The sequence below is a fragment of the Paenarthrobacter sp. Z7-10 genome, from assembly GCF_026932795.1.
Taxonomy (GTDB): domain Bacteria; phylum Actinomycetota; class Actinomycetes; order Actinomycetales; family Micrococcaceae; genus Arthrobacter_M.
Genome location: NZ_JADPVH010000048.1, coordinates 1 through 26,939 on the forward strand (window position 1 = coordinate 1; position 26,939 = coordinate 26,939).

At 64.0% G+C, this 26,939-nt stretch carries 24 protein-coding genes; 7 read left to right on the forward strand and 17 right to left on the reverse strand.

Annotation, left to right across the window (positions count from 1 at the left end):
• Positions 1–184: 184 nt before the first annotated feature.
• The 3 genes from IV498_RS13840 to IV498_RS13850 form a co-directional block, all read right to left on the reverse strand.
• Complete coding sequence (locus IV498_RS13840; RefSeq protein ID WP_269047508.1) at positions 185–748, reverse strand: chloramphenicol phosphotransferase CPT family protein; 564 nt, start codon at positions 746–748, stop codon at positions 185–187.
• A gap of 358 nt (positions 749–1,106) precedes the next feature.
• Positions 1,107–1,922, reverse strand: a complete 816-nt coding sequence (locus IV498_RS13845) for an MBL fold metallo-hydrolase (RefSeq protein ID WP_269047510.1) — start codon at positions 1,920–1,922, stop codon at positions 1,107–1,109.
• Positions 1,923–2,303: 381 nt separating this feature from the next.
• Positions 2,304–3,083 carry a type 1 glutamine amidotransferase domain-containing protein gene (locus tag IV498_RS13850; protein WP_269047512.1) on the reverse strand — a complete coding sequence of 260 codons (780 nt, stop codon included), beginning with the start codon at positions 3,081–3,083 and terminating at the stop codon, positions 2,304–2,306.
• A 104-nt stretch (positions 3,084–3,187) separates the two neighbouring features.
• Here IV498_RS13850 and IV498_RS13855 point away from each other — a divergent pair, with 104 nt between their 5' ends.
• The gene (locus IV498_RS13855) at positions 3,188–3,715 is read left to right on the forward strand and encodes a DUF427 domain-containing protein (RefSeq protein WP_269047514.1); all 528 of its coding nucleotides are present in this window, start codon (positions 3,188–3,190) and stop codon (positions 3,713–3,715) included.
• An 88-nt stretch (positions 3,716–3,803) separates the two neighbouring features.
• Here the strand turns inward: IV498_RS13855 and IV498_RS13860 are convergent, their stop codons facing one another.
• From IV498_RS13860 to IV498_RS13870, 3 genes are all read right to left on the reverse strand, one after another.
• Positions 3,804–4,952, reverse strand: a complete 1,149-nt coding sequence (locus IV498_RS13860; RefSeq protein WP_269047516.1) for an FAD-binding domain — start codon at positions 4,950–4,952, stop codon at positions 3,804–3,806.
• Between the two features lie 123 nt (positions 4,953–5,075).
• Positions 5,076–5,474, reverse strand: a complete 399-nt coding sequence (locus IV498_RS13865) for a hypothetical protein (RefSeq protein ID WP_269047517.1) — start codon at positions 5,472–5,474, stop codon at positions 5,076–5,078.
• Between the two features lie 339 nt (positions 5,475–5,813).
• Positions 5,814–6,839: a cytochrome b/b6 domain-containing protein gene (locus IV498_RS13870; protein ID WP_269047519.1), complete on the reverse strand. Its 1,026-nt coding sequence runs from the start codon at positions 6,837–6,839 to the stop codon at positions 5,814–5,816.
• A gap of 223 nt (positions 6,840–7,062) precedes the next feature.
• On the opposite strand from IV498_RS13870, the gene IV498_RS13875 reads away from it, so the two are divergent.
• On the forward strand, positions 7,063–7,425 hold the full coding sequence (locus tag IV498_RS13875; RefSeq protein ID WP_269047521.1) for a hypothetical protein: 363 nt from the start codon (positions 7,063–7,065) through the stop codon (positions 7,423–7,425).
• Between the two features lie 274 nt (positions 7,426–7,699).
• Here the strand turns inward: IV498_RS13875 and IV498_RS13880 are convergent, their stop codons facing one another.
• From IV498_RS13880 to IV498_RS13900, 5 genes are all read right to left on the reverse strand, one after another.
• Positions 7,700–8,686, reverse strand: a complete 987-nt coding sequence (locus IV498_RS13880) for an electron transfer flavoprotein subunit alpha/FixB family protein (protein ID WP_269047523.1) — start codon at positions 8,684–8,686, stop codon at positions 7,700–7,702.
• 10 nt (positions 8,687–8,696) lie between these two features.
• The gene (locus IV498_RS13885) at positions 8,697–9,473 is read right to left on the reverse strand and encodes an electron transfer flavoprotein subunit beta/FixA family protein (protein ID WP_269047525.1); all 777 of its coding nucleotides are present in this window, start codon (positions 9,471–9,473) and stop codon (positions 8,697–8,699) included.
• A gap of 179 nt (positions 9,474–9,652) precedes the next feature.
• The gene (locus tag IV498_RS13890; RefSeq protein ID WP_269047527.1) at positions 9,653–10,621 is read right to left on the reverse strand and encodes an endonuclease/exonuclease/phosphatase family protein; all 969 of its coding nucleotides are present in this window, start codon (positions 10,619–10,621) and stop codon (positions 9,653–9,655) included.
• 191 nt (positions 10,622–10,812) lie between these two features.
• Positions 10,813–12,231, reverse strand: coding sequence for an FAD-binding oxidoreductase (locus tag IV498_RS13895; protein ID WP_269047529.1), 1,419 nt, complete (start codon positions 12,229–12,231; stop codon positions 10,813–10,815).
• A 297-nt stretch (positions 12,232–12,528) separates the two neighbouring features.
• On the reverse strand, positions 12,529–13,572 hold the full coding sequence (locus IV498_RS13900; protein WP_269047531.1) for an NAD(P)-dependent alcohol dehydrogenase: 1,044 nt from the start codon (positions 13,570–13,572) through the stop codon (positions 12,529–12,531).
• Positions 13,573–13,927: 355 nt separating this feature from the next.
• Between IV498_RS13900 and IV498_RS13905 the strand changes: the two genes are divergently transcribed.
• The gene (locus IV498_RS13905) at positions 13,928–15,751 is read left to right on the forward strand and encodes a phospholipase C (RefSeq protein WP_269047533.1); all 1,824 of its coding nucleotides are present in this window, start codon (positions 13,928–13,930) and stop codon (positions 15,749–15,751) included.
• A 17-nt stretch (positions 15,752–15,768) separates the two neighbouring features.
• Here the strand turns inward: IV498_RS13905 and IV498_RS13910 are convergent, their stop codons facing one another.
• A complete protein-coding gene (locus IV498_RS13910) occupies positions 15,769–16,740 on the reverse strand; it encodes a DMT family transporter (protein WP_269047535.1) in 972 nt (323 codons plus the stop codon).
• Between the two features lie 286 nt (positions 16,741–17,026).
• Between IV498_RS13910 and IV498_RS13915 the strand changes: the two genes are divergently transcribed.
• The 4 genes from IV498_RS13915 to IV498_RS13930 all read left to right on the forward strand — a co-directional run bounded on the left by IV498_RS13915 (position 17,027) and on the right by IV498_RS13930 (position 20,341).
• Positions 17,027–18,310, forward strand: coding sequence for a ferredoxin reductase family protein (locus IV498_RS13915; RefSeq protein WP_269047537.1), 1,284 nt, complete (start codon positions 17,027–17,029; stop codon positions 18,308–18,310).
• A 10-nt stretch (positions 18,311–18,320) separates the two neighbouring features.
• Positions 18,321–18,803 (forward strand): FMN-binding protein, encoded by a 483-nt coding sequence (locus IV498_RS13920; RefSeq protein WP_269047539.1) that lies wholly within the window; start codon positions 18,321–18,323, stop codon positions 18,801–18,803.
• A 47-nt stretch (positions 18,804–18,850) separates the two neighbouring features.
• Positions 18,851–19,684 (forward strand): FAD:protein FMN transferase, encoded by an 834-nt coding sequence (locus IV498_RS13925; RefSeq protein ID WP_269047541.1) that lies wholly within the window; start codon positions 18,851–18,853, stop codon positions 19,682–19,684.
• Between the two features lie 375 nt (positions 19,685–20,059).
• Positions 20,060–20,341, forward strand: coding sequence for a hypothetical protein (locus IV498_RS13930; RefSeq protein ID WP_269047543.1), 282 nt, complete (start codon positions 20,060–20,062; stop codon positions 20,339–20,341).
• Between the two features lie 165 nt (positions 20,342–20,506).
• Here IV498_RS13930 and IV498_RS13935 read toward each other — a convergent pair whose 3' ends face one another.
• The 5 genes from IV498_RS13935 to IV498_RS13955 all read right to left on the reverse strand — a co-directional run bounded on the left by IV498_RS13935 (position 20,507) and on the right by IV498_RS13955 (position 26,934).
• Positions 20,507–20,689 (reverse strand): hypothetical protein, encoded by a 183-nt coding sequence (locus IV498_RS13935; RefSeq protein WP_269047545.1) that lies wholly within the window; start codon positions 20,687–20,689, stop codon positions 20,507–20,509.
• 57 nt (positions 20,690–20,746) lie between these two features.
• Positions 20,747–21,934 (reverse strand): D-alanyl-D-alanine carboxypeptidase family protein, encoded by a 1,188-nt coding sequence (locus IV498_RS13940; RefSeq protein ID WP_269047547.1) that lies wholly within the window; start codon positions 21,932–21,934, stop codon positions 20,747–20,749.
• An 88-nt stretch (positions 21,935–22,022) separates the two neighbouring features.
• A complete protein-coding gene (locus tag IV498_RS13945; RefSeq protein ID WP_269047549.1) occupies positions 22,023–22,394 on the reverse strand; it encodes a GNAT family N-acetyltransferase in 372 nt (123 codons plus the stop codon).
• A gap of 217 nt (positions 22,395–22,611) precedes the next feature.
• Entirely contained in the window at positions 22,612–24,540 is a 1,929-nt protein-coding gene (locus IV498_RS13950) for a hypothetical protein (RefSeq protein ID WP_269047551.1), read from the reverse strand.
• Between the two features lie 237 nt (positions 24,541–24,777).
• On the reverse strand, positions 24,778–26,934 hold the full coding sequence (locus IV498_RS13955; RefSeq protein WP_269047553.1) for a hypothetical protein: 2,157 nt from the start codon (positions 26,932–26,934) through the stop codon (positions 24,778–24,780).
• Between the last annotated feature and the right edge of the window lie 5 nt (positions 26,935–26,939).

Consider the following 26,939-nt stretch of genomic DNA (forward strand, 5'->3'; position numbering starts at 1 on the left):
CCGGACGTGACCTGACCGGGAAACCCGACCCTTGCGTAAAAGACGAACCCTTCCCCAAAAACGATGAACTACTTACTGCTGCTGATTCCATGGGTGCTGCAACTCCCGATTAGTCGGGGGTGTTGCAACGTTCGCTAGAACTCGCCCACCCTTCGATTCGGCTAAGCGGGCCACAACGGGAAGCCTAAGCGGACGATGAATCGAGGGAGGCCTGGCTTGCGACGTCACGTGCGCAGTCATCAGTTGAGCGATAGGTTGTGTCGACCTCTACGTCATAGTCAGCTCCGGCGTGCACGCTCAAGGCTTGCTGCCGCGCCATTCCTTCCACGCGGTCCAGGCGTTGTGCCTCGCGGGATGCGGCGACGTCCGGGTCGCAGTGCACCCCCACCCAGAGCAGGTCCGCTTCGCCGAACGTTGACCGCAGACGCTCCTGACCAGCACGACCGGAGAGAAGGACCTCATCGAGGATCAGGTTGGCCCCTGCCTGAGCCATAGCACCGAGTCCGGTATACCAGCTGCGCTCCAAAGCCCGATGCTCAGTGCTGAAGGCGATCGTGCCACCGGGCTCAAAAGTAATTCCAGCGCGCGGGCTGTCACCCCTACCAGGGAGGGCATCGATGAACGCGTCGACGCCGAACGTCAACCAGATGCCCGGGAGGATTTCCTGCAGCGCTCTGGCAATAGAGGATTTGCCGGAGCTCGACCCGCCGTTCAGCACGATCACTTGGACAATCCAACCGGTAGACACCCCAAGAGCCTAGCCAAGAATCAAGGAGTAAGCATGCCCGTAAGCTGGACGGCAACCGGAACACCTCGCCGTCCTGGGAGTCATCGCTTTTCGGAGCTACTTGTCGGTCGCGACGCCCGAGGACTGAAAGGTCTAACGTGGTTGTTTGGGATGGACCCTAACGACCAGCCCGTAGCTGACATCGAGTTCCGGATGCATGCGGAAATGCTCACTGATCGCAGCTCCACCGGACTCTTATAGCCTGGGTGCAATGTTCGAAATCCGGCAGTCCGAAGTTTCCTGCACGACCGCTACATCCCCGAAAGCTGCAGGCGGGCGTTCTTTTGACCGGACAGCCCGCGGTGCGGCTGCGCCATCGCTAGCCGGGCGTCCCGTCGCGCTCCCTTCTTTCGGCCAGGAGCTGGAGTTGCCGTGCGTGCACCCCGCCCACCCACTCCCAGCCGGACATGGCCGATGGGCCGACCCGTGGGTCGTCGGGAACCTGCGCGTCACGCAAGGCGTGCACGTACGCCCGATCCCGGTCAATCCGTGCGCGAACCTGATCGGCTCCGACTATGGACCCGTGGCCGGGGACCAGGACATCGACTCCGCCCGCCACGCCCTCAAGCAGGCGCAGCGCGGCAAGGTAGTCCTCGACCGGATCAGCAGAGCCGTTCAAGTCGAGCATCGGAATCAAGACATCAGAAAGCATGTCGCCGGCGACGAGAACCCCGCGTTCCTCAATCAACAGCGCGGCATGGCCAGGGGAATGCGCCTGATGCTCGAGAATCCGGACACGAGGGCCATCCCAAGGAATCTGCGCCATCTCGGCTGGCAGGCCGGTAATGAGACCGAGCAGGTCCAGTGGTACCTGCTCGGGAATGCCGAACCTGCGTGAATCGATCCCCTCCGATAGTCGATCTCGGACAGTAGCCGCACAGCGCGCGGTGCCGTAACGGGGCGCCGAGCCGAGCTCCGCGTGCCAGAGCAGATGATCCCAATGAGGATGTGTCGAGAAGCCTGCCACAACGGTTTGGCCCGAATCGGACAGGTCGTTCGCGAGGCAGGCCAGTTCGTCACCGTGCACCCCGGGGTCGATGAGCAACACGCCAGCCCGGCCTTGCACGACAACGGTGTTGCTTTTGCAGAACTCGCTCTCGTGGGTGAGCACACCCTCAGCAATCTGCCTCAGCACGGGGCTCCTTCCGCTTGTGGGTTCCAACCGCTTGTCGAGAATCTAGTACTCGCCGTAGTTGGTGGCAAGCGGAGGTCGTGTCCGATGCCTCGACTCAATCGAGCCCATCCGTCGTAGCATCGGGAGATGCCACGGGGACACCCCGCGCGGCGAGCTTGCGAAGCAAAGCTGTCGAGGCGTCCAAGCTTCGCGAACTGATCGCAGACCCGGGACCACTTCACCACCTGGTCACCTTTGTTGCTCCACCCACGCAATCACGTTCTGGTCGTCGATGACCACCCCGGAGCGTCCGACGACTTTGCTCCCCACGTCTCTGCGCAATTCCCAAGCCGCCCTTTGCCCGTCGTCGGGGCGGCCATCAGTTTCAGTTCGCTGTTGGCGTCAGTGCTGGGCGTCGTCGGCGGCGGCCTTCCTGGCGGTCTTTTCGGCGTCCTTCTCCGCACGCACGGCCTCGGCCTCGTGCTGCTCCTCGGCCTTCTCATGGTGAATGACCTCCGCAAGGAGCTTCTCCATTTCCTTGGCCACCCCGGCGGCGGAGGCGGGGTTCTGGCCGGTCACCAGGCGTTCGTCCACCACGACCTTCTCCGCGAAGACGTCCGCGGAGACATGGGTAGCGCCCTGTTCCTCAAGCCGGTCTGCCAAGAAGAACGGGATGACTTTGTCCTTCCCTGCGGCAACCTCCTCGTCGTTGGTGAAGGCCGCCACCGTCCGGCCCGCAACGAGGCGGAATCCGTTCTTCAATTCCACGTTCACCAAGCCGGCTGGTCCGTGGCAGACCGCGCCCACCACGCCACCGGCGTTGTACACGCTGGCCACCAGGTTCTGCAGTCCTTTGCTGTCCGGGAAGTCCCACATGGCGCCGTGGCCACCCACGAGGTAGAGGGCGTCGTACTGTTCGGGATCGACGACGTCGACGCGGGCCGTGTTGTAGAGGCCGGCGCGCGTGGTTTCATCCTGCGTGAAGGCAACCTGGATGGGATCTTCCGAATCCACCTCGTCCTGCGGGGGCTGGCCGCCTTGGATGGACGCGAAGTCGACGAAATGCCCGGAATCCTTAAAGACCTTCCAAGGATGTGCAGCCTCGGCCACGTTGTAGCCGGTCTTCTCGCCCGTATCGCCGATCTCGGAAACGCTGGTGAGTACCATGAGAATCTTTTTCATATACTGCTCCTTTTCGTCCGACTCCCACCCTAAGCGAGTACGGGGCAGCCTGCCTAGCCCAATTCACCCAGTGGCATCCCAGCAAAAGAGGGCAGGATGGGGACATGACTCCTACTCACGGTTTTCCTGGCTTCCTCCGGCGCCCCCAGCCCATCAAGCCCAGGGCCGGTCAAGAATCGGTGTGGGACTACCCGCGGCCGCCAAGGGGTGAGCCGCGATCGGAACGGGTCGTTGTGCGGCTTGGCGGGCAGGTTATTGCCGACACCACCGATGCAGTGCGCGTCCTGGAGACGAGTCATCCGCCTGTCTACTACTTGCCGTTGGACTCGTTCCCTGCCGGTGCGCTCGTCCCGGTCCAGGGCACCAGCTTCTGCGAGTTCAAGGGAGAAGCGCACTACTTCGACGTCGTTGCCGGTGGAATCGTCCTTCCCCGTGCGGGCTGGACCTACCCGGAACCCACCCGTGGGTTCGAGGCGCTAAGTACGCGTGTGGCCCTCTACCCGGGGCACATGGACTCCTGCGAGGTCGACGGCGAGCAGGTTACCTTCCAGGATGGCGACTTCTACGGCGGTTGGATCACCAAGCAGATCGTTGGTCCGTTCAAGGGCGGCCCAGGCACGGCGGGATGGTAAGCACACCACTCTTGCGCGCCATAGTCTCCCATGGCGGGCCGAACCATTCGCTTAGTGGGCCGACCCGGTCTTGGGAAACGGCGGCAGCTCAACGGCATCGTGAAAGCTCGTGCCCATCACGATGTCTGCAACCTTGGGCAGTCCCATCAGTCGCATCACCGTATTCCTTGCAAAAAGTTGGAACCTGTTCTTGGGTGCGAACGCCAGCCCCAAACCCACTGCAGCATCTTTGTTTGGACTTCAGCAAGGGCATCAGTCGCTGCTGATAGCGGGAAAACGCCTCGCGGTGGTCGCCGGCTGTCGCGAGTTCCGTCGCCAGCGTGTAGGCCTCGACCATGGCGAGTGCAGAGCCTTGTCCGGCCAGGAATGACGGGCACGCTGCCGCACCTCCGACCAAGGCGACCCGGCCCGTCGTCCACGACGGCATCCGGATCTGGCTTACCGAATCAAAATAGAACTTCTTGGCTTGGGACATGCGGTCGAGAATAGCGGGCACCTCCCAGCCCTTGCCGCTGAGCTTTGCCCGCAGCAAGCTCTCCTGTGCCGCGCGATCGGTTGGTGCGTCACCGTCATGTCGAAGGGAGACCAGGAACAGGGTGGCGTCTTCGCGAAGGGAAAGTCGGACCGTCTGGAAACCTATGTCGGCGTGCATCATCGCGACGAGCTCGTCGCGTTCCGGGTACCGGTCTGCTTCGAATGCGGCCACGACCATCCCCAGGTACCTCTCGTATGCCTCATCCGGGCCGAACGCGAGCCTTCTTACCCTGGAGTGAAGGCCGTCTGCTCCGATCACGAGGTCGAAGTCACCGGTTCTGCCGCTCTCGAACGTCACCCGCACCCGGTCGCCGTCGTCCGTCAGGTCCTGCACCGTGTCGCCCAGAATCAGTTCGGCGGCGCCGCCGAGAGCTTCGTAGATCACTGCCGAGAGGTCAGAGCGGGCGAGACTTGAATATCGCTGGACCGACTCCATGACGGCCTCGGGTTTGAAAGATGCCACCCGGCGACCGTCGCGATTAACCGCCCTGGCTTCCGTCATCACGTACCCACGCCGCTGCAGCTGTGGCACGATGCCCATCTTTTCGGCTACGTCGAACCCTGCACCCCAAAAGTCAACGAGGTATCCGCCGCTGCGGAGCGCTGGTGCATGTTCCACGATCGTGACCTGGTGGCCCGCCTTGTTCAGCCAAAACGCCGCCGTCGGGCCGGCGATGCCGGCGCCCACAACCAAGACCTTCACGATGAAACCTCGATTCCACGTTACTTAGACCGGCAGCTCGATCCGCTGGTCTGCTGCGTCACGGGTGGCAGCGTAGTCGGAGGACGCTGACGGAAACACGGAGGTCCCACCAGGTTTTCGGACCTACAGCGGCTGCTGGATTTCGTAAACGCCAGCCCACAGTGATGACTCGCATTCACTTGGAACCGGTGCGCCTCCGAAGCCACCACCCATCCCAATTTCTGAATCGAAGTCGAATCTTTCGCCCGAGGATCCGACGACCGCCGTCCCATCCGCGGACAGAGCTGTGCCGGCACGCCAGCGGAGAAGGACCGGCTTTGACTGGGCGGCATCTCGCATCCCCACGCAGCCATCGGGCAGTTTGACGAGCACCCCGGAGTGCAGGGCCAGCATGCCGTCGTCGCCATTGCGCCAGTTAGTGACAACGAGGTGCGTGGTGGATGTTGAACTGGAATTCGTCGAGGAATTAGCGTCCACGCCTGACGAGCAGGCCGTCAGACCGAATGGCAATATAAGAGTCACAACACCGACAGCCCCTGACACTGCTCGCGATGGTCGTATCAATTTGGGAGCCCCTGACTGAGAAACTAAGCGAAGAATGAAGTGGCCAAAAATGGACCACGAATCCCGTGCTGGACAGTGAATCTCCAGTTGCATTTGCAGACGCAGGCGCCACCATCCGGACCAGGCAACCACGTTTCCACCAACTGCACGTCCATTGCCCGTATCGCCTTCAGCCTAGAACAACCAGGCACAACTGCTCAAGTGGATTTACTGGAGCCAGAATCCATCCGCAGCGTCGGGGGTGGACGTATCACCTTCCCGGTGAAGGCTAACGGCTGCTCACCTTCCCGGTGAAGGCTAACGGCTGCTCACCTTCCCGAACGGTTTCGCGACCAGCGCGAGAACGAGTGGGCGGGCGGCGTACCACCCGGCGACCGTGACGGCGATTGTGGCCGCGAAGAGCCAGAACCCAACCCAGTTCACCACGTCAGTGCCGCCGAACATGTGGTTCAGGTTGCGCAGCGCCCCGGTGGACAACACCAGGAACACGTGGATGAGAATGAACAGCACGAAAAATAACATCGTCGGGAAGTGAACCGCGCGCGCAATCTCCACCGGATAAATCCGGTTCAGCTTCTTCGCGTCCTTCGGCCAGAATTCGCTCATGCGCGCACCGGTAATGGCCGCGAGTGGGGCTGCGATGAACACCACGATGAAGTACATAATCTGCTGCAGGCTGTTGTAGTTCACCCAGCCGTTCTCGATGGGCCAGTCGAGCGTCATGTACTGCAGCAGTGCGGAGAGCGCGTTCGGGAACACCTCCCAGCTGGTCGGCACCATTCGCGTCCAGCGGCCGGAGGCAAACAAAAGCACCACGTAGATGAGTCCGGTGGCCAACCACAGAATGTCCAGCGACTGGTGCAGCCACAGGTTGATGCTGATCTTTTTGCCACCGCTCTTCGGTGTCCAGAACGCCGGTGGCTTCTGCTGCGTGCGCACCTGATAGCCGGAGCGAATGATGAGCACCATCAGGAAGATGTTCATAAAGTGTGTCCACTGCGCCCACCACGGGAAGCCAGACCCAGCCGCAGCGGGCAGTTGATACTCGCCGGGGTACCTTGCGAGGAACGCCGGCACACCCGGCAGCGTCGTCACACCGCGCGCGGCGAGCACAAGAATCCCTGCAGCGGCCACAGCGCCAACCGCGAGGAGCGCGACCAGCTTGATCCACTGACCTTGGGTCCGCGCCCCGTTTAGTCCAGCTTGGGCCTTTGCACGCGCGGGCTTGTCAGCGGCAGCGGCAGCGGTCTTTGGCGCTGCCGGTTTTGGGACCGTTTTGACCGCAGGCGCAGTCGTGCTTGGTGAGCGCTCCGCTGCGGCCACGGCCTCTGCCCTGCCCGCGACCGGGGCGGGGGGCTGAGCGATGAGTCCATGATCTTCCTGCGCGGCAGGGTCGACGACGACGGCAGGAGCGGCGGCAGGGTCGACGACGACGGCAGGAGCGGCGGCAGGGTCGACGACGACGGCAGGAGCGGCGGCAGGCGCCAGTCCTTTGGGCGGCCATGGTTCACCATTGGGGACACGGGGAAGCCCGCGACGAAGCGACGTGGTTGCAGTCGTCCGCCCGGCGGGTGCGGTGGTTGGCGCAGCCGCGGGCGCCGTGGTTGGCGCAGCCGCGGGCGCGGCCGTCGTCGTAGTCGGTACGGATTGTGCGGGGACAACACCAACCGGGGCGAGCGCGGCGGCTGCGGTCCGGGAACCGGTTGGGGCCGCCATGGATACTGAAACCTCGCCCGCCGGCGGCCAAGGCTCCCCGCCCGGCACACGCGGCAGGCCACGGCGAAGCTGCCAGGCAGCCGTGGCGCCTGTGTTCGCATCGGAGTCGGAAGCCGACATCGCCGCAGGAGTAACCGTTTCCCGAGCCGCTGCAGGGACTGGAGCCGACGCCGCCGCAGCGGACGTCTCCTGAACAGCGGTGGAAGCCGACATCGCCGCAGGAGACGGTTCCTGAACAGCGGTGGACGCCGACATCGCCGCAGCAGGCGGTTCCTGAGCAGCAGCGGGGGCAGCAAGCGTAGCGGCCGCTGGTCCGGCAGCGGCCGATTCCACGCCGGGAACAGACGACGACGGGGATGCCGCCTCCTCCGCTACCAGGCGTTCGGGTCCCTGGCCTGCTGCGGGCCAGGGGTCACCGCCTTCGACACGCGGCAGGCCGCGCCGAATGGATCGGGACAGAGGGGCCATCACTGCTTCTTCCGAGCCTCGAGTGCGCTGATCAGCTGGGGCACGACCGTGAAAAGGTCACCGACGACACCAAAATCGGCGATCTCAAAGATCGGCGCGTCCGCATCCTTGTTAACGGCAACGATCATCTTCGAGGTCTGCATTCCCGCGCGGTGCTGGATCGCACCGGAAATGCCCAGCGCTATGTACAACTGGGATGACACCGAAACCCCGGTCTGACCGACCTGGTATGACTGGGGGACGTAGCCTGCATCCACCGCGGCCCGCGAGGCCCCAACGGCAGCGCCGAGTGCATCGGCGAGCTGGCCAACCAATTCGAACTGCTCCTCCGAGCCGAAGCCGCGGCCACCCGCGACGACCTTCGCGGCACCACGCAGCTCCGGCCGCGTGGAGGCACCGACTGCCTCCTCGAAGGAGTCGATCCGAGCGGCCGGTTTCCCGGAGGGCGTCACGGCCAAAGTCTCTGACAACTCAGGCTGAGCCTCGGCACGCGCTTCGATGGCGCCCTGGCGAACCGTAATCACCGGCGCGCCGAAGGTGGGCGCCGACGTCACGTTGTAGGCACCGCCGTAGACGGATTGGTGTGCCACCACGCCCTCTTCATCGCGAGCCACCCCAATCGCATCGGCACAGATCGCCGCACGAGAACGAGCAGCGAAACGGCCGGCAAGGTCCCGCCCGTTCAGGGAGTGCGAGATCAGGATCGCGTCCGGCTGCACCAGCTCCGCGGCGGCGGCCAGAGCATCAACGCTCGGTACGCCGAGCGCGGAAGGATCCGCGGTCTCCGCGGTAAGTACGCGCGCGGCACCCAGGACAGCGGCCTCTGCGGCGGCGATGCTCCCAGCGCCGGGTGCAGCAAGAACCAATGCAACCGGCGTGCCGACCGCGGCGGCAGCACCGACGAGTCCGGCCGCAGCCTTCTCAAGCCCACCGGTGGCCTGAGTTTCGACGACGACGAGGATTGCGTTAGGAGGAAATTCAGCCATGTCGTTTCTCCTACGCCAGTCGGTTTTCTACAAGGAAGTCGGCGAGCCTATCGCCGGCATCACCCTCGTCAATGATCTTTACGCCCGCTGCACGCGGGGGCTTCTCCGCAACTGTCAGCATGATTGAACGCGCCGCTTCCGGGTTGTCGGCCGTGATTCCGAGGTCTGAAAGGGAAAGCACTTCCAGGGGCCTCTTCTTGGCCGCCATAATTCCCTTGAAATTCGGAAAGCGCGCGCCGGGAAGCGCCTCGGTAATGGAAAGCACCGCCGGAAGGTTCGCTGATACCTGCTGCACGCCGGATTCAACGGGCCTGGAGCCAGACACCGCGCCGTCGCTGATCGTGACGGAGCTGAGGCCGGTGGCATGCGGCACATCGAGCAATTCGGCAAGCATCGCGGGAATCATGCCGCCGGATCCATCGGTGGAGACATTGCCGGTGATCACCAGGTCAAAGCCAACGCGACGGATCGCGGCTGCGAGGGTTTCGGCCGTAAGTCCCAGATCGGCACCCCGAAGCGCCTCGTCAGAGACGTGGATGGCGCTCCCCGCTCCCATCGCGAGCGCCTTGCGTATCGTCGCCGTCGCGCCCTCGGAAGCCAAGGTGAGGACTGCGACCTCCGTGCCCGCGTTCGCGTCGGCAAATGACAGCGCCAGCTCCAAGGACCGCTCACTTATCTCATCAATGACAGCCTCGCTGGCTTCGCGATCGGCGAGGCCTGTTTCAAGGTTCAGTTTTCGGTCCCCGTAGGTGTCGGGGACCTCCTTTACTAGGACGATAATCTTCATCGATGGCTTTCCTGTGGCGGGCTTGTCTCTCTCGAGGAGACATGTCGAATATCCCTCGAGTCTACGGAAGGAGGGCCGTCCTGGGCGACAGCGTCCGTGTCGCGAAGCCAAGTGCCTGGTCTACGTTGTTTGCAGTGCTCGGAACGGAGGCGGCGTGTCAGCTGCGCGATGCCTCAGCCTCAGAGCTGGAATTCGATCCACAACGGGTAGTGGTCCGAGATTCGCCATGAGACATCGAGCCGGGTATGCCCGGCAAAGGCATGGGGGATGAAGTCGAAGGTGCCTGCCTTGCCCTGGTAGGTCAGGCCATGCAGCAGCGAGGCTCCCGTGTCTTTGGAGAACCAGGCGATCTGGTCGTAGAAGTGCGTGGACGTGTCGTTGTCGAACACGGTGCGCGGAACATTATTCAATTCCGTTGGCGGCCACAGTCCCGTGGAGACGAACGCCTCGTAGAGCGGGTTGCCGATCCGGTCCAGGTTGAAGTCGCCCAGTACCAGAAGGTTCTCGTTCAAATCCTTTGGCTCGTCAGCCCAGGCGCGCATCCACTGCGCAAACGCGGTGATCTCCGGCAGCCGATCCGTTTGCGTGGTCCCCCACATCACGTGCACCGTGGTCAGGGTAAAGCCGACGGATCCCCTGGTGAAGCCGACGGACCCGCGGGTGAAGCCCGCCGCATACGGGGTGCGGGCAAACTGCAGGACCGGTCCTTGCGCGGCTGGTGGCAGGACAATTTCCCCGACCAGGCCCGAGGGCTGGATTCTGGTGCTCTCGTACAGGAAGGTCAACCGCTCCCCGTTCCCGGCGTCGCCCTGGGTGACATCGGAGGTGATGGCCCGCCAGTTGGTTCCGAGCCGGGCCAGCAAGAACCTCAGCGCCGTGGTATCCCGGCGCACCTCCTGCACGGCCACCACATCGAAGCGGGAGATTACTTCGGCGATGCACGCCACAGCGCGCCAGTCACGCTTCGGGGAATCGGATGGTGCTGCTTCCCACTTGGCGGTCAGATCGGCGAACGCCCGCAGGTTCCACGTTCCGATCAATAGATTCGACTCCGTCCGGGCCGGTACCACGCCGTCCAGGGCCGCGGCCAAGCTCGCCAGGTCCGCCAGGACTGCCGGCGTAGCGCCCCCAACATCACCCGGGGTCATGCTCGCGATCATAGTCCTCGAAGCGGACCTTGGACAGATTTCGGGCGGCTCATTTCCGCAAAGGCGGCACAGTCCAGCGGCCGACATGGACACGTGTCGGAAGGGGGAACAGCCCGGCGGTTACGGCCGCATCAACGACACAATCCAGCGACCGACATGGAGCCCGGCAACCGGCCGGCGCAGCCCGCCGGTTACCCGGCGGCCGGCGGGGCCAGTTGGGCCGGCCTGATGTTCGCGTTGCGGTGGAACACGTTATAGGGGTCCCAGTCGGCCTTGACCTGCGCGAGTCTGTCGTACTTCTGCGCTCCATACGAGGCACGGATCCGGTCCTCGTCGGCATCGGCCAGGAAATTCACGTAGGTGCCGGATCCCGGTGCCTTGGCACGCATCGCCGTCCAAAATGTCCGGACCCATTCGCGTTCCTGCGGAAGCAATTCCGGCGTCGGACAGCTGGCCGAGATATTGAGGACCCACTTGCCCTGCCGGCTGCCGCCAAAGGCCGTATCGCCGTCGGCCACCCGGGAGAATGCACCGGTCAGGGGAAAGATCGGGACGAAGGACAGGGGCGAGGCTCTTCGTGGCAGATGCTCGACGAGAACGTCGATGGCTTCGTCGCTGAGGTCGTCCAGATACAGCGCTTTCTCGTAGGAGTAGGCACCCCAGGGAGCGGCATCGTCGAACATGTGCTGGAGCTGGACGTACGGGATAGGGGTAATCAGCTGCCACTGCGGGGCCGGGGCCATCTGTTGGACGGCCTCGAGGGCCTTTTCATGGTCCTCGGCCGAGCCCCAATTGACCACGATCAGGGCAAAACCGGGCTGGCCCTGGTACTCCGGCGGAACGAATGGAGCCGGCGGGGCACTGAGGCCCGCGATCAGGTAGCCCATATCGTCCGGAAGCGTCGCCCCCAGGTCCCGGCTGAACCGCAGCCCGTCCCGCCCATGCTCGGTGCTCCAGAAGAAGATCGCCACGTTGGCCATCGGCGGGACCTGATGGAGTGCGAATTCGAACGTGGTGACGATGCCGAAGTTCCCTCCGCCCCCGCGCAGTGCCCAAAAAAGGTCGGGATTACTTTGGGCGGAGGCGCTCACGATGCGTCCTTCGGCGGTCACGACTTCGGCCGAAACGAGACTGTCGCACGTCAGGCCGGCGCGGCCGGTCAACCAGCCGATGCCGCCTCCCAAGGTCAGACCGGCCACCCCCGTGTGGCTGATGAACCCGCCCGTCACCGCCAGGCCATACTGCTGAGTGGCTCCGTCCAACTGCTCCCACGTGGTGCCGGGGCCACAACGCGCCCGCCGGGTCTCCGGATCCACGTTGACCGTGTTCATCGTGCCCAGGTTGATCATCAGGCCGCCATCATTGACGCCGTGGCCGGCATAGCTGTGGCCGCCGCCGCGGACAGCTAATTCCAGGCCCTCGGCCCGGGCGAAGGTAATGGCGTCGGCCACCTGGGCAGGGGTCCCAGGCCGGACAATGGCTGCCGGCCTGCGGTCGATGTCTCCGTTCCATACCGATCGGGCCTCGTCGTATCCGGGGTGACCCGGGATGATCACCTGTCCCCCAAACGAGGCGCGAAAAGCTGATATTGCGTCCTCAGAAACAGGCATGGTTTTCCTCCTGCGGTATGTGATAGCAAGAGCGTACTCCTCTGCAAGGCGCAGCGCGCCTCTGGTTGCCATGCGCCATATATGCAGGGCTATGAGGGGTGCAGATAGTGACATCGAAACGAATCGGGGCAGTCAATGCGGGGTATTTTCCTGCGTCTGCATGATGGCGGCGGACGCGCTCAAACCCCGGCGGCGCAACCCTGCCGCGGACGCACGACAGTCCCCCGGTTCTCTTGGAACGAGGGGACTGTCGGGTACCGCTTGACCCGGAGGTCACCGGGTGTCCGGCTCGGCAGGTTAGCTCAGCGTGGAGGCGTCGATGACGAACCGGTAGCGCACGTCGGAGGCCAGGACCCTCTCATACGCTTCGTTGATCTGGCTGGCCGGGATGACCTCGATTTCGGCGCCCAGCTTGTGCTCGGCACAGAAATCAAGCATTTCCTGAGTTTCGCGGATGCCGCCGATCATCGAGCCGGCAAAGGAGTGGCGGCCGGCGATCAGGGAGAAGGCGTTCAGCGACAGGGGCTCGGCCGGAGCGCCGACATTGACCAGGGCGCCGTCGAGTGCCAGCAGGGACAGGTACTCGTCGACGTTGATTTTCGCGCTGACGGTGTTCACAATCAGGTCGAAAGTGCCGGCGAGCGTCTCGAAAGTTCCGGAGTCCGAAGTAGCGAAATACTCGTCCGCGCCGAGGCGAAGACCGTCCTCCTGCTTCTTCAGCGACTGGGAAAGGACCGTGACGTGGGCACCCATCGCGTGCGCGATCTTCACCGCCATGTGACCAAGTCCGCCCAGTCCGACGACGGCGACCTTCTTGCCCGGGCCGGCCCCCCAGTGGCGCAGCGGGGAGTAAGTGGTGATGCCGGCGCACAGCAGTGGCGCGGCGGCGTCGAGCTCGATGCCTTCCGGGATCGTGACGACGAAGTCTTCGGTTACGACGACGTGGGTGGAGTAACCGCCCTGGGTGATCGTGCCGTCGCGGTCGACGGCGCCGTAAGTGCCGGTGTTGCCTTTCAGGCAGTACTGTTCCTCGCCGGCCTGGCAGTTTGCACACTCGCCGCAGGAGTTCACCATGCAGCCGACTCCGACCCGGTCGCCCACGGCATGCTTGGTGACGGCGGAACCGACCTCGGAGACGATTCCGGCAATTTCGTGGCCGGGTGCCAGCGGGTAGGACTGCGGACCCCACTCGCCGCGGACGGTGTGGATGTCGGAGTGGCAGATGCCGGCAAACTTGATGTCAATCAGCACATCGTGGGGGCCGACGTCGCGCCGCTCGATGGTGGTCGGGACAAGGTCCTCGGTCGCGGACGGGGCGGCGTAAGCGTTGACGGTAAGCATATTTCTCCGGTAACTGTTGGTTGATTGGAAGGGTTTGCGGTCGGCCATGGAGCAAAACCCGACAGGACCGAACGCCGAACATCGGCTTCGGTCCCATCTGCGTCAACAGGTAACGCCGGCCATTCATTCCAGACAGAGAGCCGAGGCTTATAGATGCCTCGGTGGGCGACGGCCGGTGGACGCCAGATTAATCGGCGGCGAATTGTTGCCAAATGATCTTCGCTGGCCACCGCAGCAGCGGTGGCGCGACAAATCCAGGCGCTAGATTCGTTACTGCACGGGCCGTACCGGCCGGCTGGATGACGTCCAGTCCACCGGTGGGCGCCATCGACTAAGAATGAGGATGGGAATCCGAATGAAGCAGCTGCACAGACGACGCTGGGAAACTGCTGCCGGGGCAGCAGCCTTGGCCTCGGCCCTCACCGCGGGGATGGTTGGCCTTGGAGCGCCGGCCGCCATGGCAGCGCAACACCATGGCCCTCCCACCGGACACCACGGCACCACCGCCACCCCAATCAAACATGTGGTGGTGATCTTCGGTGAGAACGTCTCCTTCGACCATTACTTCGCCACTTATCCGCAGGCGGCGAACATCCCCGGCGAAACCCAGCAGGGCACCGGAATTCCCGCCGCCGGCTTCCATCCGGCTAAGAGCACGCCGAAGAACATCGCCACGTTGCGTCAGGACAACCTGCTCGCGCCCAACAACCCCAACTCGGTCCAGCCGTCCCGCCTCAGTCCATCCCAGGCCGTGACCTGCGATCAGGACCACAATTACACCGCCGAACAAAACGCCTACAACGGCGGCGCCATGGATCAGTTCGTCAAGTACACCAGCCGGGATGCCTGCGGCGCGAACCAGTATGGCCGCCCAGGACTGACCATGGACTACTACGACGGCAACACCGTCACGGGCATTTGGAATTACGCCCAAAACTACGCCATGAGTGACGCCCACTTCAGCACCACCTTCGGCCCGTCAACCCCAGGGGCCCTGAATCTGGTATCCGGGCAGACTCACGGTGCCGCCGAATTCACCGCCACCGGTCAGCCCGTCACGCCCGCGCAGAGCGACTATGCCGTTCGTGTTCCGGACGCCAACGGTGTGGGCACCGTTATCAACGACCCGGACCCGGTCCACGATGACTGCTCCAACAACAATCACGCCAACTCCAACAATCTGCTGGGCATGCAGGGCAAAAACATCGGCGACCTGCTCAATGCCAAGAATGTCAGCTGGGGCTGGTTCCAGGGCGGCTTCGCTCCCACCACGGCCGCGACCGCAAGCTCTGCGGCCATTTGCGGGAGCACCCACACCAACGTCGCAGGCGGGGCTGTCAATGACTACAGCCCGCACCACGAACCATTCCAGTACTATGCCTCGACGGCCAATCCGCATCACTTGGCGCCTGCCAGCACGGCCGAAATTGGACACAGCGGCCAGGCGAACCACCAATACGACATGACCAGCTTCGACAAGGTGGTCAACTCGGATAACATGCCCGCTGTTTCTTTCCTGAAGGCCGGCAGCTACCAGGACGGCCACGCCGCCTACTCCGACCCGATCGACGAACAGAAATTCATCACCGCCCAGGTCAACGCCATCGAAAAGTCAAAAAATTGGAACAGCACGGCGATCGTGCTGGCCTACGATGACTCCGATGGCTGGTACGACCATGTCGCCGCGGCCGTGAAGAATGCTTCCAACTCCGACGACGACGCCGCATGGTGCCTGAATGCCTACAACAAGGGCGTCCCGGCCGCGAACGGCTATGCGGACCGTTGCGGCCCTGGCCCCCGTCAGCCCTTGGTGGTCATATCTGCCTTTGCGAAGAAAAACTTTGTTGACCACACGCAGACGGACCAATCCTCCATTCTGCGCTTCATCGAGGACAACTGGCATACCGGACAGATCGGGGATGGATCCGCCGATGCCGACGCCGGCAGCATCATGGCCATGTTCGACTTCAAACACCAGCGCAGCGACAAGGTGCTGCTCAACGAACAGACCGGCGCTGTTGCCTCCATTATCTCGGGCAAGGACGACGACGGCGGCGGTCAGGGCGACAACGGCAACCACGACAACAACGGTCAAAGCGACGACGGTCGCGGTAGCCACGGCGGTGGGAGCCACCACGGCGAAAAAGCCGATCACCGCAACAGCAACCGCATTTCCTAACTCGGCGCTGCCGGCAGCTACTTTGCCCTGGTCCGCAGCGCACCTGCGGGCCAGGGCAGCGTGGCAAGAACGACCGCGGCCAGGGTAAGGACGGTTCCGAAAATGGTTTCCGGCGCCACCACCGTCCCGGGCGTCGGGAAGCTCAGGTCCAGCACCAGCGATCCGAGCATCTGACCGGAAATAACGCCCAGGCCCAGCTGCAGCACGCCGATGACCTTCACCAGCAGGCCGCCGAGCACCACGAAAAGGCATCCGAGTGGCCCGCCCAAATACAGCCACCACTCGCCCGGAAGAGCGGCCGCGGGCCCGGCGACCAGCACCTTGGCCAGCCACGCCAGCGTCAAAAAGAGCGTACCGCCCAAAAAGTTGACCAGCGTGGACGCCAGTGGCGTCCGGTAGACCACTGCCAGAAAGCCGATCGCGCCCTGCTGCGGCGATTGCAGCAGACCCGCAGCCAGGGGCATCAGCAGCGGAAGCACGGCCGCGGCCGCGGGTCCGGAGCCGAATCGGGGTGACACGGCCCACGTCACCGCGATCAGTATCAAAGCCACACTCAGCAGCCGAACCGGAGTGATCCGCCGTCGGCCGGCCGGGCCGAATCCGATACTGTCCGTCATCAATCCGCTGACGCTGCTCCCGGCCACCACGGCGACGGTGAACAGGGCCACGCCCAGTACCCCGATGGTGGCTGCCTGGGACAGCACATAATAGGCTCCAACGAGTCCACAGAGCATGTACCAGGGGCGGATCTGCCTCAGCCGGAGCGCCGGCACGATTCGCGCCACACCGGCCCGACCTCGCGGCAAGGCTGCGCAGAGCACCGCAGCCACCACCAGGCCCGTAACGAAACTTACCAGCGCGGCCGCGATGTTGTCCTGCAGGTGCTGGGCCAGCGCGCCGTTGAGCCTGGCCTGCACCGGCATCACGAGGCCGCCAGCCACCGCCAGGGTTTGGCCCAGCGCCGGCGGCAGCTTTGTTCGTTGTTTCACCCTGCACAGCCTAGAGTCCTGCCGGACCCTGTGCGAGCCGGCAGCGCTGCGACCGGCTCGCCTGTGCAGGGAACACACAGCTCATTCACAGCCTTTCGAATGGCGGGGTAAGGGGCCCGGCTTTAATGTTGTTCCAGAAGCAACGTTCCGGAAATGCCGGCCGCGAACTCTCCCTGTTCCGACGTAAGGATCGACCGATGGCCGAAATGCTTGAGCAGCCCGCGCTCAGAAGCATGTCCCGGCAAGGACCGGCGGTGCGCCGACGGGCCAATCCCAGCGTGCTGCTGTGTCTGGTCTGGTCTGGGCCGGCGCGGCCGCCGTGCTTGCTTTGTGGTGGTTCGATACGCCCTCCGTTGCCGGGCTGGCCGACTGGCTCATTAATGCCGGTAGGATAACCGGGTTGCTGGCTGGCTACGCCGTCATTGTGCTGATCGCGCTGATGGCACGCATCCCGGCGCTGGAGCACGGTGTGGGTACCGATCGGCTGGCGCGCTGGCATGCCATGGGCGGCCGCTATACGGTGAGCCTCGTCGTCGTCCATGGCTTGCTCATCACGTGGGGCTACGCCGTGCAGGCCAACACCGATGTCGTCAACCAAAGCGCCGTCCTGCTGCTGAGTTATCCGAATGTGCTGGCCGCGACCGTGGCCGGGCTACTGTTGCTCGGCGTTGGACTGATCTCCGCCCGGGCGGCCCGGTCCCGGCTGCGCTACGAAACCTGGTTTTATCTGCACTTTTACACCTATCTGGCGACAGCGCTCGCGTTCAGCCATCAGTTTTCCGCCGGTGCCGATTTCGTCGACAACCTGCCCGCGCGGGTGGTGTGGTCAATCTTGTACATCGGCGTCGGCGTCGTGCTCCTTTGGTACCGGTTCCTGCTGCCCGTCCGCCAGGCGCTGCGCCACCAGTTGCGCGTATCGCATCTCTACCGCGAGGGTCCCGGCGTGGTCTCGATCGTCGTTACCGGCCGGCATCTGGACGAGCTGGCCGTGGAATCGGGCCAGTTCTTCCGGTGGCGGTTCCTCACCAGGCATGCGTGGTGGGCCGCCAATCCCTTCTCACTGTCGGCCCCGCCGGTCGCGGACGCTATGCGGCTGAGCGTGAAGGATCTTGGTGAGCACAGCCACCGGCTGAAACATCTCCGGCCCGGAACGCGGGTGCTGGCCGAGGGACCCTACGGTGCCTTCACCGCCGCTGCCCGCACCCGGGACAAGGTTCTGCTTCTTGCCGCAGGAGTGGGCATCACCCCCTTGCGGGCCCTGTTCGAAACCCTGCCCGGCAACGTCGTACTGCTCTACCGGGCCCGGAGTGAGGCAGATATCCTGTTTCGGTCCGAGCTTGACGCCATCGCCGCCGGGAGGGGAACCGGGGTGCACTATCTGCTCGGTTCCCGGCAGCGGCGTGGGGCCGATGTCCTGTCCCCCAGGCGGCTGGCCCAGCTCGTTCCGGACCTGAGCGAGCGCGACGTTTACGTATGCGGTCCGCCGGCCTGGACGACGACGGCGGTGCAGGGTCTGCGCGCCGCAGGCGTCCGCCGCCGCCAGATTCATTCCGAGTCCTTCGAGCTGTAGGAGAGTTCCCTTGCGCCGCGTCATTCTTACCATCGCCGCCACAATCACCGGTCTGGTGCTGCTGCTGGGTTTCAAGACCCACCCCATCGCGCAGGCAGTTCCCGACCCGACGTCGTCGGCCGTCAGCCCGCCGGCCGCGAGCCCGTCTATCCCCAGTCCGTCGGCTGCCAGTCCGTCGGCGACCGCGCCTACGGCCGCCGCTCCCGCTGGAGGGGTGCAGACGTTCATCGGTACCGCCGTCAACACGCGCTATGGCCCGGTCCAGGTGCAGGTCACCGTTACCGGAAGCAAAATCACCGGCGTGACAGCGCTCCAGGTGCCTTCCGAGAGCGGGCGTGACCAGCAGATCAACAGCTATGCCGTGCCACAGCTCACCCAGGAGGTGCTGGCAGCCCAGAGCGCGCAGGTGGACATGGTTTCCGGCGGCACCTACACCAGTGAGGGCTATCTGGCGTCCTTGCAAAGCGCCCTCGATCAAGCAGGCATCCATTGACCTCCGGAAGCGGTCCGCGTGCGCCGGTCCGCCGGGTGGAGCACTGCATGGGCACGGTTTTCTCCTTCGACATCCGCGGAGCAGGCGTCCCGCTCACCGCACTGGAGGAGGCCATCCGCTGGCTGCATCGGATGGACGCCATGTTTTCCACCTACCGTGCGGACAGCGAGATCAGCCGTATGGACCGCGGCGAGATTGCCCCCTCAGACTGCTCCCCCGAGGTCCGCGAGGTTCTTGGCCTCGCGGCCGAGGCCGGGGAACGCAGCAGCAATTACTTCAGCACCAGCATCAACGGCCGCCTCGACCCCTCCGGCATGGTCAAGGGTTGGGCCATCGAGAAAGTCAGCATCTTCCTGCGCAACGCCGGGTCCACCGTCCACGCGCTCAACGGCGGGGGCGACATCCAATTCGTGGGTCTTCCGGCGCCCGCGCGACCGTGGACCATCGGCGTCGCCAGTCCATTCCAGCCGCGTACACTGGCCACCACCGTCTCCGGACCCACGACCGGTGCGGATTTTGCCGTCGCCACCTCCAGCACCGCCGAACGCAGACTGCACGTTGTTGATCCGTTTACCGGACGGCCGGCGACAACCTTGGCCAGCATCACGCTTACAGGCGAACGGCTGACCGTCGTCGATGCCTATGCCACGGCGGCGCTGGCCATGGGGGAAGCGGCCCGGGACTGGATCGAGCAGCTCCCCGGCATCGAGGCTTTCGCCGTCACCGCGGACGGCCGGAGCTGGCACACCTGCCAGTTTCCACTCCATCGGCCGAGCCAGGAACCAGCGCCCCGAGCCAATCCGGCGTCCGTAGGCCAATGCGAGGAGAACCGGCGGCACGAGTCCGGTCTCAGAGACTGTGCCGCCGGCCCCCGGCCCTGAACTCTCGTCCAGGCCGCAGCTCCTGGCTGGAGGAACTGTCAGGAACGAGCCTAAGGTGGCGCCGACAGTGCGGAAACGAGTAGCGACTACTCCTTTTTTGGAGCCGCTGCCCGGTGCCGGGCGGCCGTAGTACCTGTTGACAAAGTGCACCGAGCTGGTCCATGGCAGCGGGTCAGGCCGTTGCCGCCGCCGGACTGGTCCGGGCCGGAGCGGCAGCGCGTTATCAAATCGGTATTCACTGCGGCAGGATTTTCAGCTCAGACCGGTTCGCAGGCCGTATGCTCGTAACAACGGACTGGCCTTCCGCCCTCACGGGCGTGCCTCCTCCGGCGGCCCCAGGCTCAGCTGGGACCCAAATCTACCAGGAATAGTGACGTGTCCCTTTCTGCCCAAAACACCATGCCGCGGACCAGCGGGGAAACCGTTAACCGGTCCTTCCCGGAATCTGCCCGCGCCGATTGGGTTGACATCCCGCCGCTGCGCCGCCAGGCGCTGCAGATCATCGGTTCGGTGCTGCGTGCCGACAGCGCCGCAGATCACGACGTCAAAACGCGGCTGCGGGGCCATATCGCCACTCACTCGGCCAATCCGCAGCGTGCGCTGCTGGAGCATCTGCTGGAGACCATGCGGATCAACAACGCCCAATCCGCGCCGTAGCCGCCGAACCCGGTCACAAGCAAATAAGGACGGACAGGTGACCGCAGTCTTCGATGGCGCCACAACCATGACCAGGGCGAGGCCAATTCGTCCGCGTTATGCCGATGCGCGCGCGTAATGCCGAAGCGCGCGCGTTATATGGCCGGGGCGGCCGATCCACCGGCGTTATCCGGGCAGCGGCACGTTGGGCGTTTCGTCGTCGCCGCCGTAAGCCTTCTCCTCCAACTCTTCCTTCTTCTCGTCATCTCCGCCCTGGACCCGCTCGGCCTTGGCCTCTAAACCGGCCGTCTGCGGATCATGCCGGTTCAGATCTGCAGCCTTGTCACCATTGGTTTCGGATGTGCTCACGGCTCGCCCTCTTCCTGTAGTTTCCTTACCTGACCACGGAGATGGTCGCCGCGGCAGCTAGTACGACGGCGCCGAAGCCAAGCCGAAATATTGCTCCAGCGTGCGTGCACCGCGGTTATGCATGTCCGTGGCCGCCTTGGTGCCAACATACCGCAGATGCCATGGCTCATAGGTGTAGCCCGTGATACCGGTGTACCCCTGCGGATAGCGGACGATGAAGCCGTACTTCCAGGCATTGGCGGCCGCAAAGGAACCGGCCGGTGTGCCGGCAAAACAGTCCTGCAGCGCGCAGGCCCCACTGGGATTTCCGATATCCATGGCGAGGCCGCTTTGATGTTCGCTGAACCCGGCCCGGGCGGAAATGCTGTCCGCGTAGGCGCGTCCGTAAATCGAGGCGTAGTAGTTGTACAGAGCGAGCTGGGAGGCGTAGGAGCGATAGCCACTGACGGTGCTGATCCACACGCCAGCCGCAGTTGCCCCATCGATCAGCCTGTTCAGCTGTGCGGCTGCCTCACGGCGCATCAACTGATTCCCGACCGGAACGAGATCGGCCGGTACATAATTGTGCGGGGAGAGCGGACGGCGCTTATTGACGACGACGCCGAGGCTCACCGTGCCGGGCATCACGCTGATGTGTCCACGCGAATTCCAGCTGATCGAGCCGCCCTTGAAGACCTGGCTGCATGTCCGCAGCGATTGTCCGGTGCACACTTCCGAGCCGGAAGGGTAGCCCAACAGGCTCCGTTCTGAGCCGAGCTGCGACCATTTAATGCCGATGGCTCCATGTACCGGATGCGCGCCGGCGGCCCCGGTCCAATACATCGTTCCGCCTTGGAAGCTCTGCACGCAGCCTCCAGCGGCCAGTCCGCAGCGGATCTCGTTGACGGGGTAGCCCAGGACGCTGCGCTCCCACTTAAGTCCGGCCCAGCGCGCCGCGATGGCCCCTCGCGTGACGTGTGCCCCGGAGGCCGGCGAAAAGTAGATGTAGCCGCTGCGGAAACTTTGCACGCAGCCGCCGCGGACAAGTCCACAGCTGAGCCGGCTGACCGCCGGTCCGAGATAGCCTGCGGAACCGCCCAGCGATCTGTATTTTGCCGCGATGCCACCGCCGTCCGTGGAGGACGGCTTGGCGGTCGCTGCGGTTCCGGCGGTCCCGGCTGTCCCGGCGGTCCCGGCTGTCCCGGGGACGACAAGCACCAACCCGAGCGCCGCCGCCAGCACTGCAAGCCACCTGGAAATTCTCATGCTGTCCCCCACCGTTCCTTCTGCGGCGTTTTGCCACCAGGAAGAATGCTACGGCGGTGTTGGCACGCGGCACAACGGACGGAGCGCCTCAGCTCCGGTGTTGGCGCCATTCCGTCGCCAAGGTGGCATATACGAGGTCGCTGCTCCACTCGCCTTTGAGGTACCAGTTCTCCAGCAGTCGTGCTTCCCGCCGCATGCCCAACCGTTCGCAGATGGCAGCGGACGCGGTGTTTCGGTCGTCCAGCCGGGCTTCAATCCGGTGGATATTCAAGAATTCAAAGGTCAGCTCCAGAACCGCGGAGGCGGCCTCAGTTGCATAGCCTTGTCCCCGGCCGCCTGGGGTAAGGGTCCAGCCGATTTCGCCTGTCTTCGGTCCCTCGGCCGTACCGGCTCCCCATTTGAGCGCGATTTCCCCCAGGAAGCCGGGCGCATCCACGGCTTCAACGGCGAAGCCGCCCAATCCCCCGCCTTGTCGAAGCCGGAATCGATGTACATCGCTATCCGTGCCATGCAAAATAGGGCCAAGTCCCCGGGGGTGAACCGGCGCAGCCTTAGCCGGGATGTGACGAGCGGCAACGGCAGGTCGGGCATAGCCAAAGCCTATTGCAGCCACCTCGCCGACCGGCCAGCCCATTCCCTGTCGGTGCATTGTTGTTTGCGGTCGCGGAGGGTCGTCTTTAGGGGTACTGCGGGGTGCCTGCATAGATGAAGCTGTCCCGGGCCGCCCAGTTGATGCCGTCGACGAGGGGACCTGAGACGACGACGCCCGTGCCGCTCACCGCCGTACCTAAAGCGGAGTTCCAGGTATAGCGGGTGAGGGCTCCGGTGGTATCCCCAAAGTAGATGTTGGTGCCGTCAATGAAGGTGGAACGGGTGGTGGCGAATTTGGGGTCGCTGGAGGCAGTGAACCGGGTGGCACCGGTGATGGTGCTCTGAGGCTCGAAGTAGCGGTAATAAAGGTTCGAGCTTCCCGAGACGGTGTAGTAGAGCCGGGCTGTGACCCGGTCGTAGAACATCGAGGTCATGACCTTCAAGTCTGACACGAACGCCGGCAGGTTGTTCAGCTCAACGATGCTTGCAGTGCCGAGTGTCGTGCGGTCAAAGGTCTGGGCCTGGAGCGTTCCGTCGGAGTGGGCTGAGTACAGTTTGCCGTCCAGCATGAACAGCCCGCGTACGGTGGAGAAATCAGTGCTGGTGGAAAGAGTTGTCGAAGCGGTCACGGCGGTGCCGCTGAACTCCCTGCGGACAAGCGAGCTGGCCGGTAATGTCGCACCCATGTCGTCCTTGGCACCGCCCGCGGCGAAGACAGATCCAGGCAGGCTTCCGGCCTCTTCCGGCGGCATGGCGAATCCTCCGGTTACGGGCATGAATGCCATCCGGCCGTGGTACTGGTAGTTGGAGATCCGGTCGGTGTCGCTGCCGATCCACAGGCCGGCGTCGGTGGCCCAGAAGGAGTAAACACCGTAGCCGCGGGTGCGGCCTGGGTTCCACGTCGTCGGGATGCCGGTGCGTGGATCCAGGGCCGCCAGGCCTTCACGGTTGACTGCGCCGGGTCCGACGGCGTCGCCGACGAACGGGTTATTGAGATAGCTGAAGTGGCCGCCGACGTAAACAGCGGCGTTGGTGACTGCGATCCGGGTGATGGTGTCCCCGCCGGTGTAGTCGATCCAGGTCGGCTGCTGGTTAGCGCCCGTGGTGACGATATTCCAGCGCGAACTCGCATCACACATGGTGTTCGCGTAGTAGGCGCCCGTGGTGGCGACAGCGAAGAACGTACCATCCGGAGAGATGTCAATGTCGCGCATGTAGCTCTCGAAGTGGGTGCTGCACAGCGGTTCGAACCTGGTTGTGGACCAGTTCGCCAGGGACGTCGGGGACGTGGTCAGGTCCGCCATGAAAATCTGGGTGCGTGAGGCGCCGTTGACGACCGTGAAGTTGCCGATAGCGACCAGCTTGGACCCGTCAGGGGTGATATCTGCGCGCAGGATGGAGAGGGCACCACCGTTGCGGGGTCCGCTGATGTCCAGCCGGACCTCGGGCAACTGTGCACCGGTGACCGGGTTGACGGCGGCGAACAGGGGCCAGGGCTTACCCGCGACGTTGTTGAACCTGCCGGTGACATAGAGCTTGCCGTTGCGCAGCATGACCTGGTGGATGCGCCCGTCGAAGGCCGGCGTCTTGAAGCTCGCGTCCCGCGTCCCGGTGGTGACGTCGAGCTTAGCCACGGCGCGCTGGGTGGTGCCGTTCACCGTGGAGAAACCGCCGGCGATCCAGATCTGATTGCTGGTGCCCCCGACTGCGAGCACGTCCATGACCTCACCGTTAACGGCGGGCGCGAAGGAAGTGATCTCGCCGGTGGAGAACTTGAAAGCGAAGATGTTCGTCCGGGGAATGATTGTGGTGCTGGCCTGGGTGCGGACCTGGGTGAAGTTGCCGACGACGACGACGATGTCGCCGACCTGGGCGAAGCCGCTGACGTAGCCGTCCAGCACGTGCGGGGTTGTCCTGTTCGGCTGGGCGCTGACCACCACGGACTGGTGCCCGGGCTGCAGGGCCGAGGCCGGGCTTGAGGGAACCAGCACCGCCAGGACCAGCGCAAGCACCACGAGACATACCGTCCGTGCAAGGCTGGTTCCAGGGTTATACCGACGGTGCCGGCCAGGGGTGACCAACTTTGCAGCCGCAATTCCCGAAAACAACATGCTGACCCGCCTCCCTTTATTGCTGAACCTCCCCGCGCCCGCAACCGCACGGCGACGCTTTTCCGGCTCATTCCAGAGAATTATGACTGGACAGAACGGGGTGGGCAATAGGTAATTCCGGCAGGATACTGAGTAGGCGGGCTAATACTGTCCGGTGCGGATATTGGCAGCCACGTAGCGGAAGTAGGTGCTGCCGGGGTCCATGGCGGCGGGATTGTTCCGGCCGGAATACCAGTCGCTGACGATCTGCGCCTGCTGCTCCAGGTTAAAATCTGCGTATGGTTGGCCCGCCGGACCATAGCTGTACGGATTTCCGCCGCCTGCCTCGCAGATCTTGCTGGCCAGGGCATCGGCCAGCAGCGAGAGCTCCATCGGCGTGTGGGCGATCTGCCAAGCATGCGTCAGTTCGTGGATGAAAACTTCCCCGTAGGATTTGGAACCGTCACCGACATGATATTGGCGCGGGTCGTCAAAAGCCTCGGGACCCATGTTGACGGTAATTTTCGAGTCGAAACGGGGAAAAGTGAAGGCGCGGTTGCCTCCGCCAATGGTATCCGTCAACACGATCCGGTCCCTGGGTGGAAGCGTTCCGGCAAAGACCTGGGCATCGGCCCAGTTGTATTCCTCCTCGCTCAGTTCCCGGGTTCGGCTGCCGGCGGAAGCGATGCCCTCCGCGGCAAGGGCCAACAGGGTGTTGGAGGGCCCTGCCAGCCACAGCACGCCTTCAACGACGCGGGCCCCCGGGACCAGCGAGCCGGTACTGATCAGCGAGCCCACCTCGACGCCGACGAAAATCACCAGACCAATGGCTTGGCCCAGAGGAGTGGAACCGACCAGCCAGCGGGTTACGAAGCTGACGGCCGACTCCAGGGTGGAGCCAATGTCGGAGGAGTAATCGGTGCTGAAGTGGAAATCCCCGCCGGCGAAATCCGCGTAGTGGGCGCTGAGGATGGGTTGACCAGGATACCTGTCATCCCAATCGTGGTTACGGGACCCCGCGGTAAAGGTTCCGCCCACGTGTCCGGAATGGGCCAATGCAATTGCGTGGCCGTTCCTGTCTCCCAGCAGGGCACTGACGCCAAAGTCGTAGCCGTCCGCGCCGCTGTCGTGTGCATGTCCACGCCAGCGGGTGGTCCCGTCGTCGAATACTGTCACTTCGCCCCAGCCGCCCAGCGCCGCCAGCCCGCCGCTCGCGATCTGGGCGCTGAAGATGCGTTGGTGTGATTTATCGAGCAGCGCCCAATTGTCATTGACGCCGGACCAATCGACGCCTTCGTACCACCAGGAGGTATAGATTTGGGCGTCGTTTCCGGTGATGAACAAGTCCAGATTCCTGGCCGATCGTGCTGTCGCCGCCAACGGCGCGCCGGCCGGAAAGAAACCACCCAGCGAACGCCAGTTGTCATTTACCCCGGACCAGTCGGCGCCGTCATACCACCACGACGTGTAGACCCGGCCATCATTACCCGTGATGAATAGATCCAAATTACCCGCCGACCGCGACGTCACCGCCACCGGCGCGCCAGGGGGAAAGAAACCACCCAGCGAACGCCAATTGTCATTTACCCCGGACCAATCCGCCCCGGCATACCACCACGAGGTATAAACCCGTCCATCATTACCCGTGATGAACAGATCCAAATTGTTCGATGAACGGGCCACTCCCGCCACCGGCGCACCGGCCGGAAAGAAACCACCCAACGAACGCCAGTTGTCATTTACCCCGGACCAGTCGGCGCCGTCATACCACCACGACGTGTAGACCCGGCCATCATTACCCGTGATGAACAGATCCAAATTACCCGCCGACCGCGACGTCACCGCCACCGGCGCGCCAGCGGGAAAGATACCACCCAGCGAACGCCAATTGTCATTCACCCCGGACCAATCCGCCCCGGCATACCACCACGAGGTATAAACCCGGCCATCATTACCCGTGATGAACAGATCCAAATTGTTCGATGAACGGGCCACTGCCGCCACCGGCGCGCCAGCCGGAAAGAAACCACCCAGCGAACGCCAATTGTCGTTGATGCCGGACCAATCGCCGCCCTCGTACCACCACGAGGTATAAACCCGGCCATCATTACCCGTGATGAACAGATCCAGGTTTCCCGAACTCCTTGAGGTGGCAGTTATCCGTGCCCCCACCGGAAAAAATCCGCCCAGCGAGCGCCAATCGGACCATCCGGTGGCGGGATTCCACCACATGGTCCAGACGCGGCCGTCGTCGTGCACGGCGAAAAGGTCCAACTGATCCGGATTACGGCTGATGGCTGTGACATTTCCAGCAACCATGACAG